Source organism: Spiractinospora alimapuensis, from assembly GCF_018437505.1.
Lineage (GTDB): Bacteria > Actinomycetota > Actinomycetes > Streptosporangiales > Streptosporangiaceae > Spiractinospora > Spiractinospora alimapuensis.
The window spans coordinates 339117-353938 of record NZ_CP072467.1; the positions used below are offsets into that span (position 1 = coordinate 339117).

The 14822-nt window shown below is 69.9% G+C and carries 13 protein-coding genes; 2 read left to right on the top strand and 11 right to left on the bottom strand.

Annotation, left to right across the window (positions count from 1 at the left end; all coding sequences use genetic code 11):
- Positions 1-960: 960 nt before the first annotated feature.
- Entirely contained in the window at positions 961-1389 is a 429-nt protein-coding gene (locus tag J4H86_RS01425; protein WP_236541376.1) for an OsmC family peroxiredoxin, read from the bottom strand.
- A 324-nt stretch (positions 1390-1713) separates the two neighbouring features.
- On the opposite strand from J4H86_RS01425, the gene J4H86_RS01430 reads away from it, so the two are divergent.
- A complete protein-coding gene (locus J4H86_RS01430) occupies positions 1714-3117 on the top strand; it encodes a glycosyltransferase (protein ID WP_236541377.1) in 1404 nt (467 codons plus the stop codon).
- Here J4H86_RS01430 and aroQ read toward each other — a convergent pair.
- The 8 genes from aroQ to J4H86_RS01470 form a co-directional block, all read right to left on the bottom strand.
- Complete coding sequence (gene aroQ, locus J4H86_RS01435) at positions 3066-3509, bottom strand: type II 3-dehydroquinate dehydratase (protein ID WP_236541378.1); 444 nt, start codon at positions 3507-3509, stop codon at positions 3066-3068. The genes J4H86_RS01430 and aroQ overlap by 52 nt on opposite strands.
- 34 nt (positions 3510-3543) lie before the next feature.
- Entirely contained in the window at positions 3544-6066 is a 2523-nt protein-coding gene (locus J4H86_RS01440; protein ID WP_236541379.1) for a DEAD/DEAH box helicase, read from the bottom strand.
- An 80-nt stretch (positions 6067-6146) separates the two neighbouring features.
- Positions 6147-6743 (bottom strand): peptidylprolyl isomerase, encoded by a 597-nt coding sequence (locus tag J4H86_RS01445; protein WP_236541380.1) that lies wholly within the window; start codon positions 6741-6743, stop codon positions 6147-6149.
- Positions 6744-6891: 148 nt separating this feature from the next.
- Complete coding sequence (locus J4H86_RS01450) at positions 6892-7461, bottom strand: GTP-binding protein (RefSeq protein ID WP_236541381.1); 570 nt, start codon at positions 7459-7461, stop codon at positions 6892-6894.
- Positions 7462-7470: 9 nt separating this feature from the next.
- The gene (locus J4H86_RS01455; RefSeq protein ID WP_236541382.1) at positions 7471-7836 is read right to left on the bottom strand and encodes a DUF742 domain-containing protein; all 366 of its coding nucleotides are present in this window, start codon (positions 7834-7836) and stop codon (positions 7471-7473) included.
- A 4-nt stretch (positions 7837-7840) separates the two neighbouring features.
- The gene (locus J4H86_RS01460; RefSeq protein ID WP_236541383.1) at positions 7841-8287 is read right to left on the bottom strand and encodes a roadblock/LC7 domain-containing protein; all 447 of its coding nucleotides are present in this window, start codon (positions 8285-8287) and stop codon (positions 7841-7843) included.
- Positions 8287-10617 (bottom strand): sensor histidine kinase, encoded by a 2331-nt coding sequence (locus tag J4H86_RS01465; protein ID WP_236541384.1) that lies wholly within the window; start codon positions 10615-10617, stop codon positions 8287-8289. The genes J4H86_RS01460 and J4H86_RS01465 overlap by 1 nt, the downstream gene beginning before the upstream one ends.
- A 179-nt stretch (positions 10618-10796) precedes the next feature.
- Positions 10797-11363, bottom strand: coding sequence for a GTP-binding protein (locus J4H86_RS01470; protein ID WP_236541385.1), 567 nt, complete (start codon positions 11361-11363; stop codon positions 10797-10799).
- 265 nt (positions 11364-11628) lie between these two features.
- On the opposite strand from J4H86_RS01470, the gene J4H86_RS01475 reads away from it, so the two are divergent.
- Complete coding sequence (locus J4H86_RS01475) at positions 11629-12621, top strand: nucleoside hydrolase (RefSeq protein WP_236541386.1); 993 nt, start codon at positions 11629-11631, stop codon at positions 12619-12621.
- A 146-nt stretch (positions 12622-12767) separates the two neighbouring features.
- On the opposite strand, the gene J4H86_RS01480 is transcribed toward J4H86_RS01475, so the two are convergent.
- Both J4H86_RS01480 and J4H86_RS01485 read right to left on the bottom strand, forming a co-directional pair.
- Positions 12768-13517 (bottom strand): ABC transporter permease, encoded by a 750-nt coding sequence (locus tag J4H86_RS01480; protein ID WP_236541387.1) that lies wholly within the window; start codon positions 13515-13517, stop codon positions 12768-12770.
- A 67-nt stretch (positions 13518-13584) separates the two neighbouring features.
- Positions 13585-14562, bottom strand: a complete 978-nt coding sequence (locus J4H86_RS01485; protein ID WP_236541388.1) for an ATP-binding cassette domain-containing protein — start codon at positions 14560-14562, stop codon at positions 13585-13587.
- Between the last annotated feature and the right edge of the window lie 260 nt (positions 14563-14822).

Genomic DNA, 14822 nt, shown 5'->3' on the forward strand with positions numbered 1-14822 from the left:
ACACCCCACGCGGCGACGGTGTGCGATGTCGCGGCACCCATCGTAGCCACTCACGACGTCGTGCTCACGATCGCGCCGCCGCATGTCCCGCGTGGTGGCGACACAGCGCTGCGGCGCGCCTAGCCACCAATGTGGGTGAGGTGGGCCAGTCGTGGCGGGTTTGGTGTGGGTCTGGTCGTCCCCAACGCACTGATCCCGTAGGGGCTCCGCTCGCCGCGTTCACGCCTGTCGGGGCTTTCGACGGGAAGCGGTGGGGGCGTTCGCGGTGAGGTCCTCGACGCGATTCCGTTCCATACCCGAAGGGTGCCCTCCGGCGTGATCCGCCCGTGCGCTGACGCCTCTGGGAACGGGCGGATCACGCCGCTGGTGTTCAAAGAGCGCTGGGCTCAAGGCCCCCGGCGGGTCGCGTATCGGTGCCACCGGCGGCGAACAGCGCAGTGTGAGCGTCGGCTCCGTCGCGGTACGGGTCCACCCATGCCGCGGGACCGCATGATGGGGGCGCGGTGGAGGAGGAGCCGGGCGGGGCCGAAACGCTCGCGTGTCCCCTCGAGGGTGGGCCGACCACCCGAGTCCCATCTGGCCGCCGTATCCCGCCGCTGACCTTCTGGTGACCTACTGGTCTTCGTCACCAGTTCTGGACAGTGTGGGGCGTCGGGGTGTTCGGGGCCTGACGGGGTTTCGGTTCGCCACGGTGGGGGAGGGCTACGCGCCGACCGGGACTTGGCGCTGCGCCCTGTCCCAGTCGGGCCACGCGGGATCATCTGAGGCGGACCACGATCGACGCGACCCTGACTCGACCCAGTGCCGAGCGTGAACGCCGTGGGACGTGGAACGGAGCTGGGTCGTCCGTGGTGACGGGGTCGGTGCGACCCTGGTGAGGTCCCGCGCGAACCGCGTCGACGACGCGGTTCGCGCGGGTGGGCTCGGAGGCCGCGGCTCCGTTGCCTGAAGGTAGGGCGGTCAGTCCTCGAGGGTCGCGTCGAGGGTGATCTCGGTACCGGCGAGCGCCTGGCTGACCGGGCAGTTGGCCTTGGCGGACTCCGCGACCTCGGCGAAGGTGTCGCCGTCGATACCGGTGGCCTGAACGTTGGCGGTCAGGTGGATTCCGGTGATCCCGGTTCCGGGCTTCAGGGTGACGGCGGCGGAGATCCGCACCGACTCCGGGGTCGCCCCCGCCTTGGTCAGGCCGTTGGTCAGCGCCATGGACAGGCAGGAGGAGTGGGCCGCGGCGATCAGCTCCTCGGGGCTGGTGATCGAGTCGGAGCCCTCCGAACGCGCCTTCCAGGTGACCTCGACGTCGGGCAGGGCGGAGGAGCCGAAGGACACGGTGCCGCCGCCTGAGGCGAGGTCGCCGGTCCACTGGGTCTCCGCTGTGCGTGTCACGGGCATGGTGAGTCCTCCACTTGATTGAGGTGTGTGCGTTCGGTCGCCAGTCACGATTCTGCCCGATTCTCGCAGTGGCCCCACACGTCCCAGTGTCGGCATGGCCGGCCGAAGCGTCATCGCGGCCTGGTGGGAACCTGGTCAGGAAATCGCTGGTCCCATCGTTGACGACGCAAAACGATCACTTATAGTAACCGTGTGCAATCAACTAGGCACGAAGAGTCACTCAGGGTAGCTTCGGTCCTCCCCTCGGGGGAAAGTCGGCTCATCCGTAACGACTGGAGCGCGATCCGTCCGCCGGAACTCGGCGCATGGCGACCCCACCTCCCCGTGACCGTCGTCGTCGCGATCGAGGGTGGTGGCTCACTGGCCGCGGCTCTGGCGGCCCTGGCCGGACAGACCTATCCGGCCCACCTGTTGGACGTCGTGGTCGTCGTCGCCGACGACCGGTGTCTCACCCCCGCGATGCCCGCCCTGCGCCCGCCGAACTGTCGGATCGTACGGTGCCACGGTGGCCGCGCGGCGGCCCGCGCCCACGGTGTGGAACAGTCCTCCGGCGCGATCGTGTGCTGGTTGGACGGTGACATCATCGCCGGCCCCCGCCACATCGAGGCGCACGCCCGCTGGCTGCACGCCCACACCGCCCTCGCCACCATCGGGCGCGTCTGGACGGCCCAGGCCGAACACGCCCGGCCCGGCCAGCAACGGATGATCCAGCGAACCGGCGGTCTGCGGACCGTGGACCACCTCGGATTCGAGGCGTTCACCGTCCCCGGCGCCGCGGTGTCCCGGAGCCTCTACAAGCAGGTCGGGGGACTCGACCCCACCATCACCACCGGCCAGGGCCTGGAGTTCGGATACCGCCTGTGGCAGGCGGGCGCGGTACTCGTTCCCGAACCCCGCGCGACGGCGTGTGCCACCGGATCCCAGGCGACCCGGCGTTCCCCGTCGGACTCCGCCCGCCTCGCCGATCGAATGCCACAACCACGCTGGTTACGCGACCACGCCACCCCGGAACCTCGCTCCGACACTCCTCGTGACGCCCCCGACCCCACGACGGAGGGGAGCACCGCGCGCGGCGTCCCCCTGGTGCGTGCTGTAGTCCCGGTGTCCGGCGCCCCGTTCGAACGTGTGCGCGACTGTCTCGACCACGTCCTGGCGGCGAACGAGCGGGACCTGCACGTGACCGCCGTGCACGCCCCGAGCACGCACCCGCGCGACGACGGGGACTGGGAGCTGCGTCTGACCCAGGCGCACTTCATGGACGAGCGGCGGGTGACGTTCTCGGCCGTGGCACCCACGACCGCGTTTCCCTCGCCGTACCTGCTCGAGCTGCCGGTGGACTGGGCGTTGGCACCCCACACCGTCACCAAGATGCTCGCCCACGCCGACCGCACCCGGGCGGGCCTCGTGGAGCTCACCGTGCCCGGCCACGGCACCGTGGTGCGCCTGTGGCGCACCCGTGCGCTGTGCCGGGGGCTGCGGGTCCGCCACGCGGCGGAGTCCCGCGCGGAGGTGGTCACGGCGGTGCACGGGCGTCGGCGGCTGCGCGCGGCCCGAGGCGACGTCACGCCCATTCGGCCACCGGAAGGGACCGAAGCCCGGCGGGTCGGCCCGGTGCCACCGGACGCCGGTGCGGAACCGCGCCGACCCCGGTGGTGGAACCTCGCGGCGCGCCTGGGTCAGGCCCGCTCGGCGATCCGGCGCATTAGGGCACGCAGACCCAGCTCGTAGCCGATGACGCCACACCCGGCGATGTATCCGGCCGCGACCGGTGCGATCACCGAGGTGTGGCGGAACTCCTCCCGCGCGTAGACGTTGGAGATGTGAACCTCCACGTAGGGCACGCCGGCGGCCGACACCGCGTCGCGCAGCGCGTAACTGTAATGGGCGAAGGCCCCGGGATTACACAGGATGCCCTGGTAGGCGCGGGCCTCGTGGACCCGGTCGATCATGGTGCCCTCGTGGTTGCTCTGCGCGCACACCACCGACACCCCGAGCTCCTCGCCGAGCTCGCCCACGCGCGCCTCGATGTCGGCCAGCGTGGTCGACCCGTACTGGGCGGGGTCACGCTCACCGAGCAGGTTGAGGTTGGGGCCGTTCAACAACAGGACGGTGGACTCCATGGCGATTCCTTCCCTGTCCGACGGGGTGCCGGACTCAGAGCTGTTCCACCGCGATCACGCGGACCACGGCACGACCGGCGCTCGCCGACTCCTCGAGGTCGACCTCGGCGTGGATGCCCCAGTCGCCGTCGCCGGCGGGATCGTGGAGGACCTGGCGAAGCCGCCACACCCCCGGCTCCTCGGTGACCTGCAACATGGCCGGACCACGCGCGTCAGGGCCGATCCCCAGGGTCTCGTGCTCCGCGAAGTAGGGCTCCAGCGCCTTCGCCCACCGTTCGGCGTCCCACCCGTCGTCGGAGTCCAGGGCGCCGAGCTCGGCGTAGGCGTGGCGCGCCGCCAGCTCCACCCGCCGGAACATGGCGTTGCGTACCGTGACGGTGAAGGCCCGACGGTTGTGGGTGATCGGTCGGGGCTCGTCGGCGGAGTCCGCCCCGGGCCGCTTCTCCTCGGCGTCGTCGGTGGGGTGGGCGAGCTGCTCCCACTCGTCCAACAGGCTGGAGTCGACCTGGCGGACCAGTTCGGCGAGCCACTCGGTGATGTCCCGGAGCTCCTCGTCGCGCGCGTCCTCGGGAACGGTCTGCGTCACGGCCCGGTAGGCACCGGTCAGGTAGCGCAGCACGATTCCCTCGACGCGGGCCAACTCGTAGAAGCCGACGTACTCGCTGAACGTCATGGCCCGTTCGTACATGTCGCGCAGGATCGACTTCGGACGCAGCGGATGGTCGCCCACCCAGGGGTTCCGTCGCCGATAGACGTCGAAGGCGTGTTCGAGGAGTTCCTCCAGCGGCCGCGGGTGGGTGATCTCCTCCAGCCGCTCCATCCGCTCCTCGTACTCGATCCCCTCGGCCTTCATGGCCGCCACGGCCTCGCCCTTGGCCTTGTTGGTCTGGGCGGAGAGGATCTGGCCGGGGTCCTCCAGGGTCGCCTCCACCACCGACAGCACGTCGAGGGCGTAGCTGGGGGAGGCGGGGTCGAGCAGGTCCAGGGCCGCCAGCGCGAAGGTCGACAGCGGTTGGTTGAGCGCGAAGTCGTGTCGCAGGTCCACCGTGAGCCGGATCAGTTGGTCCTCCGGACCGCTTCCCCGCGGGGCGGCCACCTGTTCGACCACGCCCGCGTCCCGCATCTCGCGGTAGATCGCGATCGCCTGTCCGATGTGGTGGCGTCGCGCCGACGCCGGTTCGTGGTTGTCGGTCAGCAGGTGACGCATGTCGGTGAACGCGTCACCCCCGCGACCGATCACGTTCAGGACCATCGCGTGACTGACCCGGAACCGCGAACGTAGCGGCTCCGGCTCGGCGCCGACCAGCTTGTCGAAGGTGCTCTCGTCCCAGCCGACGAAGCCCTCCGGCGGCTTCTTGCGCACCACCTTGCGGCGCTTCTTGGGATCGTCACCGGCCTTCGCCAGGGCCTTCTCGTTCTCCACCACGTGCTCGGGTGCCTGGGCCACCACGTGGCCGGCGATGTCGAACCCGGCGCGTCCGGCGCGCCCGGCGATCTGGTGGAACTCCCGTGCGCTGAGCCGCCGTACCCGCGACCCGTCGTACTTGGACAGGCCGGTGAACAGCACCGTGCGGATGGGGACGTTGACACCGACCCCCAGGGTGTCGGTGCCACAGATCACCTTCAGCAGGCCCTTCTGGGCGAGCCGTTCCACCAGGCGGCGGTACTTGGGCAGCATGCCGGCGTGGTGCACGCCGATTCCGTGTCGTACGTAGCGTGAGAGGTTGCGTCCGAACCGGGTCGTGAACCGGAAGTCGCCGATCTCGGCGGCGATCGTGTCCTTCTCCGCCCGACTGCACATGTTGATGCTGGTCAAGGCCTGTGCCCGCTCGACCGCCTGGGCCTGGGTGAAGTGCACGATGTACACCGGCGCCTTGTCGTGGGCGAGGAGCTCCTCCAGGGTCTCGTGCAGGGGGGTGCTCTTGTAGGTGTAGCTGAGCGGGACCGGACGCTCCGCGGAGGAGACCACGGCCGTGGGCCGGCCGGTCCGCCGGGCGATGTCCTCGGAGAAGAACGAGACGTCGCCCAGTGTCGCCGACATCAGCAGGAACTGCACCTGCGGTAGTGCGAGCAGGGGTACCTGCCAGGCCCACCCTCGGTCGGGTTCGGCGTAGAAGTGGAACTCGTCCATCACCACGGTGCCGATGTCGGCGCGGTCCCCCTCGGCCAGCGCGATCTGCGCGAGGACCTCGGCGGTGCAGCACACGATCGGGGCGTCGGGGTTGACGCTGGCGTCGCCCGTCATCATGCCCACGTTGTCGGTGCCGAAGACCGCGCACAGGTCGAAGAACTTCTCCGACACGAGTGCCTTGATCGGCGCGGTGTAGAACGCGCACTCGTCGCGCGCCAGTGAGGCGAACAGGGCGCCGGCGGCCACCAGGCTCTTGCCCGATCCCGTGGGCGTGTTCAGGATGACGTTGGCGCCGGACACCACCTCGATGAGCGCCTCCTCCTGGTGGGGATAGAGGCTCAGTCCCTGTTCCTGTGCCCACGTGGAGAAGCCGTCGAAGAGACGGTCGGGGTCGGGCGAGGAGGGCAACGCGTCGATGAGGCTCACCCTTCCATGGTGCCCTCTCTCCGACGGTGGATCGGTCGCCCGCCGTCGGCGCGGGCGCGCCCACCCGCCCGGCGGGGCCGTCACTCGTGGATGACGAGCTCCTCGAGCACCACGTCGTCCACCGGACGGTCGTCGGGCCCGGTCGGCACGGCCGCGATCTCCTCGACCACCGCCATGCTCTCCTCGTCGGTGACGGAGCCGAAGATCGTGTGGTCTCCCTGCAGGTGCGGGGTGGGGTCGGTGGTGATGAAGAACTGCGACCCGTTGGTGTCGGGCCCGGAGTTGGCCATGGCCAGCACTCCGGAGCCGCTGAAAGTGAGGTCGTCGTCGATCTCGTCGGCGAAGGTGTATCCCGGGCCGCCCGTCCCGGTGCCTTCCGGGTCGCCGCCCTGGATCATGAACCCCGGAATCACCCGATGGAAGATCGTCCCGTCGTAGAAGGCGTCATCGCCGGTGACCGGGTTCTCGGTCTTCTCGCCGGTCGCCAGATCCACGAAGTTCGCGACCGTCTCCGGTGCCCGATCGGCGAAGAGCGCGACCTCGATGTCGCCCGCGCTGGTCTTCAACGTGGCGCTCGGGCCGCCGCCCTCGGCGAGGTCGGCGGCGTCGTCGCCGGAGTCGGAGCAGGCGGCGGCGGTGAGTACCACCGCGCTGGCGACGATCACGAGGCGCTTCATCCACGGTCTCCGTTTCGCAGGTGATGATCGAGAACCAAGGTTAGGGCGTCGCCCGCGCCGCACGGACGCCGCGGTGTGGTGACGCGCGCCACCGCCCGGCGCACGGGGAAGCCGGACGGTGGCGCTGGTCGGAGCGGTGTGGTCGGGGTCAGGCGCCGCTGAGTTCGAGCTCCAGGACGTGGGTCACCAGACGGATCATGACCTCCTTGACCGACTCCCGTTCCCGGGCGTCGCACAGCGTGACCGGGACCGTCGGGTCGAGGTCCAGGGCGACGCGCACGTCCTCGGGCTCGTGCGAGGCGAACCCGTCGAAGCAGTTCACGGCGACGATGAACGGCACCTCACGTTGTTCGAAGAAGTCGATCGAGGTGAAGCTGTCGTCGAGGCGACGCGTGTCGGCGAGGACGACCGCACCGAGCGCCCCCTCGGTGAGCTCCTCCCACATGAAGGAGAACCGTCCCTGTCCGGGGGTGCCGAACATGTAGATCACGGTGCGTTCGTCGAGGGTGACGCGTCCGAAGTCCAGCGCGACGGTCGTCGTGGACTTGTTCTCCACCCCGCTGAGGTCGTCCACCCCGACGCTTTCGGCGGTGATCTCCTCCTCGGTGTGCAGCGACCGCACCTCGCTGAGCGCGGACACGAGGGTCGTCTTGCCCGCGCCGAACCCACCGGCGACGACGATTTTTATGGAGTCGGGGACGATGCCACTGTCGGCCATGGCGGTTTCCTAGAGGTCGCGAATGCCGTCGATGATGGAACGCAGCAGTTCTGAACGGGACCGCCCGCTGCGCACGGTCTCGGTGTGGACCACCAGGAACCCACGGTCCAGCAGGTCCGCGAGCAGGATCCGCAGGACGCCCAGCGGCATCCCGGTCGCCGAGGCCACCTCGGCGACCGCTACCGGGCGGGCGCACTGACCGAGGATCTGGCGACACTCCGGCTCCAGTTCCACGATGGGGGAGCTGATCGAGGGAACCGCGACCACCTGCGAGGTCATCGCGAAGTCCGTCCGTGAGGGGCGGGTGCGACCGCGGGTCAACGAGTAGGGGCGGATGAGCCGCCCGAACGTGGGCTCCTGGTCCTGTGGTGCCACTGGGTCAGCCTCCCGACTCCGCGGACATGGGGGATGGGCGGCCACCGCGCTGCGGACGAGGCGCGGCGGACAGGTGCGGCCCGACCTGGCGGACGAGCCGGTTCATCTCGTAGGCGGCGAGCCCCATGTCGCAGTCGGCGCCGGTGACCACCGCCAGGCAAGCCCCGCTTCCGGCGGCCGTCACGAACAGGAATCCGGTGTCCATCTCCAGGATGGTCTGGCGGACCTGGGTGGCGTCCAACTCCCGGCTCGCCCCGCGGGCCAGGCTCTGAAACCCCGAGGCGATCGCGGCGAGCCGCTCGCCATGGTCACGGTCCACGGCCCGTGAGGACGACAGCAGCAGCCCGTCCGTGGACAACAGCACGGCGCTACGGGCCCCCGGAACGGTCTCCACCAGTTCGGTCAGGAGCCAGTCGAGGTCACGGGGCAGGGGGGAAACGGAGTCGGTCATTACTTCCTCTGCTCGGTGTCGTCAGGACCCTCGGGCGCGCGGCCGCGCCGCGTGCCCTGCTGGTAGGCGCTCATCATCCGCTGGATGTCCTCCAGCGAACGCTCGGGCTGGGCGGGCTCCGCCGGGGCGGGTGGTGGCGGGGGAGTGGCCGGCGTGGGGCCGCCACGTTTGCGCCGGCGCCGTGGCAGTCCCTTGTAGGTGTCGCCTTCGGGGCCGGGCACGGGGGGACCGGACGGTGCGGCCGTGGCCGGGGGGTCCGGAGGTGTCGGGGCCACCGGCGGGGCCGGCTCGGTCGTGACCGTTACCGTCGGAGCGGCGGCGGGCGCGGACGTCTCCGGGGCCGGGGGGAGTTCGACGGAGTGCGCGGGGCGTGGGGAGGGCTCGCGGACCTCGACCTCGTGTGCGGGCACCTCGGGGCTGGCGACGATGAGGTTGGCCGGCACCACCACGATCGCCTGGGTCCCGTTGTAGGGGGAGGGACGCAGTGTGACCTGGACGCCCAGACGGCTGGCGATGGTGGAGACGACGAACAGCCCCAGCCGGGAGTCCTCACGCAGGCGGGCCACGTCGAACTCCGGCGCGGTGGACAGGACCTCGTTGACCTGCTCGTACTCCTGGTGCGTCATGCCCAGGCCCCGGTCCTCCACCTCGATCGCGTACCCGTTGGCCAGCGCGCCTCCCCGGATGGTGACCGGGGCGGTGGGGGGAGAGAACGCCGCGGCGTTGTCCAACAGCTCCGCCAGCAGGTGGATGAGGTCACCGGCCGGACGGCCCTCCACGGCGACGTCGGGCATGGGCAGCACGTGGATCCGGGTGTAGTCCTGGACCTCGCTGGAGGCGGCGCGGACCAGGCTCTGCAGGGGTACCGCGGCGCGCGGGCGGCGGTCGAGCCGCTCCCCGCTGAGCAGGATCAGGTTGTCGGCGTTGCGCCGCAGTTGGGTGCTGAGGTGGTCGATCCGGAACAGCGACTCCAGTGTTCCCGGGTCGGTCTCGGAGTGTTCCAGTTCGTCGAGCAGACTGAGCTGACGGTGCACCAGCCCCTGGGTGCGGCGGGCGATGTTGCGGAAGACGCTGCGCACGCCGTCGCGCAGTCGGGCCTCCTCCACCGAGGACTCCACCGCCGTGCGCTGGGCGAGGTTGAAGGCCTCGACGACCTGCCCGATCTCGTCACGCCGCGGAACCGGCAGGTCGGGCGCGGAGGCGGCGACGTCGACGTCCTCCCCGGCGCGCAGCCGCCGGGTCAGTCGCGGCAGTCGTTCCCGGGCGTGGGACAGGGTGGACTCACGCAGGGTGGTCAGACGGCGGTTGATGTCGCGGGTGGTCCACACCGAGAACAGGATGCAGCCGACGATCACGACCAATGCCGCGGAGCTGCCCAGCACGACCCGGGTCAGCAGTACGTTGGCCGACTGTCGGCTCTCGGTGGTCATCTCCTCGATCCGGGTCTCCTCCAACCATCGGTACATCGTGTCGGCGACCGCGTAGGAGGATGTCCACGGTTCGCTGCCGCCCAGGGCGACGTCGGGGGAGCTGGCGGTGAGGAGTTCGTCCTCCAGGTCCACCAGCCGGGTCATCGCGTCCATGCCGAGCAGCTCTTCGTAGATCTCGCGTTCGGTGTCCTGCAGCTCGGAGTCCAGGCGCTCCTGCAGGAACCGGCGGGAGCCCACGGCCTCGGCGAAGTCGGCCCGCTCCTGGGATCCGTAGATGCCGGCCGCCGTGGCGTAGGTGTGCAGCGCGTGTTCCTGGGAGAGCACCTCCCGTCCGCGCAGCATCGACTCGAGGATGTCGGCCTCGAAGGTGAGGTCCGGGCTGCTCAGTTCGGTGTGCGCCTCCCACACCCGCAGGCCCGCCTCGATGGCGTCGTCGTAGGGCTGCATCGCGGTCCGACGCTCCACGTCGCGTTCCTGGAGCACGGCGCGGCTGTCCACGACGTCGTCGATCGCCGACTCGAAGTCGGAGACCCGGTCGGCGATGTCGACGGAGAACCGGCCGACGTCGACGCCGGACAGTCGGCCGCGGAAGCGTTCGATCGCCTCGTCGGCCTCGCTCTCCGAGGCGGCGAGCTCGGGCAGGGCGCGTGGCGTCGCCGATCCGTGCTGTTCCCCGATCCGCACCGCGGCGTAGCGGCGTTCCCGTTGCAGCGCCGAGACCATGTCCCGCAGGGGTTCGCCGACCTCCTCGACGAAGTCGGCGCTGGCCCTCATGTCCAGCATGTCGTTGACGAACGTGCTCGCCGCCACGGTCCACATGAGGATGAGCGCGGTCGCGGGAACGATGGTGAGGGCGATGAGGCGGTCGCGGATGGAGCGCCGCCGCGAATCTGGGGGCATGGAGGGGTTCCCCGTGTCGTCGCTCGGGGCGGAAGAACGGCGGGACCGTTTCCGCGTCGGTCGCGAGGCGGCCGGCCGGCCGCGTGGTAGAGCAAATATGGCAAGCGGGCCGGCGTGGGGCAAACCATAGTGTCGGATTCGGGGGTATTTGTCCGGAAATCGACGGTTATGGGGTTAGGTCAGGCGCCGGCGAGTTCACGTTCCAGGACGTGGGACACCAGTTCCACCACGGCCCGGTTCACCGACGTGCGGTCCCGAGCGTCGCAGAGGGTGACCGGGACGTCGGGGTCGACCGCCAGCGCGCCCCGTACGTCCGCCGCGGGAAAGGTCTTGGCGTCGGCGAACACGTTCACGGCCACGATGAACGGCACGCCACGACCCTCGAAGTAGTCGATGGTGCTGAAGCACTCCTCCAGCCGGCGTGTGTCGACCAGGACGATCGCGCCCAGGGCGCCACGTGCCAGGTCGTCCCACATGAAGGAGAACCGGTCCTGGCCCGGCGCGCCGAACAGGTAGATGATGGTGCGCTCGTCCAGCGTCACCCGGCCGAAGTCCAGGGCGACCGTGGTCGTCGTCTTGCCGTCGGCCTGGCTGAGCAGGTCCCCGCCGTGCGGACCGATGAGTTCCTCGGTGTGCAGTGACTGGATCTCGCTCAACGCCGCCACCAGCGTGGTCTTGCCCGCGCCGAATCCGCCGGCGACGACGATCTTGACCGCGTCGGGAACGGTGTCGGAAGGCTGGGGCATGGTGTTGTCCTCGACCGGACGTGCGGACTCGGGGGTGAGAGAGGCGGGGTGACCCATCAAATATGGCAAGAAGTCCAGTCGAGCGCAATCGCCGCGAGGCGACGAATCCGACAATGTAGGTGTTTTCGGCTGACCGTGCGGAAAAAGGAGCTGGTGGGGCGCACGGGCGATATCGGTCAGTCGGTGCGCGTGTCCCCGCCCATGTGCGGGATGGCTAGGCTGTGGAGCCGTTCCCGTCCCCACGCAGACAACGCCGGAGGCGTCCGTGCCGACCCCCCTGATCATCGACACCGACACCGCGCAGGACGACTGCGTCGCACTGCTCGTGGGACTGCTCGACCCCACGGCCGACCTGCGGGCGATCACCATGGTGGCCGGGAACATCGGATTCGACCGGCAGGTCCACAACGCCTTCCTGACCCTCAACGCGGCCGACCGGCTGGGGCGGGTCCCGATCCACCTCGGCTGCCGACGCCCCCTCACCCGCCCCTGGGTCAGTGCCGAGGACGTCCACGGGGACGGCTCGGGCGGACTGTCGGTGCCCACCCTCGCCGGAGAGCCCGAGGCGGAACACGCGGTCGACGCCCTCGTCCGCATCGCCGCCGAGCGACCGGGTGAGGTCACCGTCGTGTGCATCGGTCCGCTGACCAACATCGCCGCGGCCTGCCTGAGGGACCCGGACTTCGTCACCAACGTGCGTCAGCTCTACGTCATGGGCGGATCCAACAACGGGCGGGGCAACATCACCGCGGCCGCGGAGTTCAACTTCTACGTCGACCCCGAGGCCGCCAAGGCGGTGTTCGCCGCCGGCTTCGACATCACCGTCGTGCCCTGGACCCCGCTCACCCTCCAACGGGCGGTGTTCGGGGATCCGACGCTGGAGCGGATCGCCGCCCTGGACACGCCCCTGTCCCGTTTCTTCCTGCGCGTCTGCGCGGCGACCCTGGACTTCGACCGTCGCCGAGGTATCGACGGCACCACCCACCCCGACTCGCTCACCACCGCGCTGCTGCTCCACCCCGAGCTCCTGACCAGCACGGGTCGCTACCACGTTGACGTGGAGACGGCGGGCGAGCTCACGCGCGGATACTCGGCGATGTCGTGGGGAATCCACGGCCTCGAGCCCAACGCGCGCGTCGTGGAGGACATCGACGCCGAGGCCTTCCGGGACTACCTGATCTCGGTGCTGGCGACGCCGACCGCGCCGCCTCACGCGATGTACGTGGACGGCGCGGTCGTGGAGCCCGGACCCGAGTGAACCGGTCCGAGGCCTTGGCGTTCTGAGTCGAGCGGAGTCCCACCTCGGTCGGTGTACGCGCGGCGCGGCGGTGGGCCCGGGTGAACCTGGTCCAGAAGCCGGCGTCGCGGACGCACCGGTGTCCCAGCTTCCCCGTGGTCGTGGTCCTAGACCTTGGCGTTGCGAATGGAACGGAGTCCCACCCACAGGCCCACGACCAGGGTGGCGAGTGCCGCGATGGCGCCGTTGAGGACCGCCGCGTCGCCGAGCTCACCTCCGAACAGGGCACGCTGGGCGTCGACGATGTGGGTGAGCGGGTTGAACTGGGCCGCCACACGCAGCCACTCCGGTCCCATGTCCAGGGGAAGCAACATGCCCGACAGGATGAGCAGCGGGAACATGAGTGTCTGCTGCACCAGCCAGAACACCCACTCGCGGTCCTTGAGTGGCAGTGCCAGGGAGTATGACAGGGCGCCGACGCCCATCCCGAACACACACAGGATCACCAGGCCCAGGAGTCCGCCGGGAACGGAGAAGCGGAACCCGAACGCTGAGGACACCGCGATGATGAGGAGCGCCTGGGCGAGTAGGGGCACGATCTCCTTGACGGCGCGGCCGAGGAGGAGCGCGGAGCGGTTGAGCGGGGTCACCAGCATTCGCTCGTGGGAACCGGTGGTGATCTCGTAGAGCAGGTTCGACCCGGTGGCCGACGTGCCGAACAGGACGATCATGGCCAGCACGCCGGGCACGAACCAGTTCAGGGACGACTCCATGCCGGGCAGGCCACCCAGCAGCGGAGCGAACAGCGCGAGGAAGACCAGTGGTTGGACGAGCGTGAACACCAGCGAGAGCGGGTCCCGTACGACGGGGCGCAACTCGCGCGCCAGGACGATCCGGGTGTGGGTCAGGGTGGTCATCGTGGGACCTTTCGGGTCAGCGGGGCGGTCGGGCGTGGTCGTTGGGTGGGAGTCGCGGCGGGTACGTTCAGGACTGGTCGTCCTCGGTCTCGCCCTCGCGCAGACTGCGTCCGGTGAGGTGGAGGAACACGTCGTCGAGCGTGGGACGGCGAACCTCCGCCGTGGCGACCTTCACACCGTCGGTGTCCAGGGCGCGTAGGAGGTCGGGCAGCAGCGCGCTTCCTCCGGAGACGCGGACGCGCACCGTGGTGCCGTCCTGGTCGGTCTCCCGGGGCGAGCCGACGCGTTCGGTGACCCGGAGGACGCTCCGGGCGTCCTCCGGGGTCTGCGTGGTGATGGTGACGAGGTCGCCGGCGAGGTCGTTCTTGAGTGTGTCGGGGGTGTCGTCGGCGATGACCCTGCCCTGGTCGACGACGATGACCCGTTCGGCGAGGAGGTCGGCCTCCTCGAGGTAGTGGGTGGTGAGCACGACCGTCGTTCCGTGGTCGCGGTGGAGCGAGCGCACGTGGTCGGCGAGGTTGACCCGGTTCTGCGGGTCGAGTCCGGTGGAGGGCTCGTCCAGGAACACCAGGCGCGGACGGTGCATCAGCCCGATGGCGATGTCCAGACGGCGGCGCTGCCCGCCGGAGAGCTCGCTGACGGTGCGCCTGGTGAGGTCGGTCAGGTCGAGGCTCTCCAGGACCTCCTGGGACCGCCTGCGCGACTCGCTCGTACTCAGACCGAAGATGAGGCCCTGGGTGACCAGTTCGTCGTTGACCCGGTGCGCGTGTCCGGCGCCGTTGCCCTGGCCGATGTAGCCGATGTTCTGGCGCACCGCGGCCGCGTCGGTGACGACGTCGTATCCGGCCACCCGTGCGGAGCCCGACGTTGGGGTGAGCAGGGTGGTCAGCATGCGCAGGGTGGTGCTCTTCCCCGCGCCGTTGGGGCCGAGAAGGGCGACGAGTTCGCCCGCCTCGATGTCGAGGTCGATCTCGCGCACCGCGTGGACCGGGTCGGGGCTTCCCTTGACCGTGAAGGTCCGGGACAGCCGCTGGGCATGGATCATGACGCTCCCTGGTGTGTGCTGGCGCCGCGTGGGCGTGCGCCCGTGGTGTTCGGCGCGGTGTGGAGTGGTCACCGCGTCGCGGTGACGTCTGGAGACTAGGAACGAACGCGGACAGTTGGAGTCCTCGATCGCGCGTCGCACGATCGAGGACTCAAATTTGAATGCGTCGTCGCGGATGATTGCCCGATGTCGAGGTATTAAAACTTGAATGCCGGAGTCTAGCGCGCGGACGGGAGTTGCTCAAACTTTAATAGCGTGCG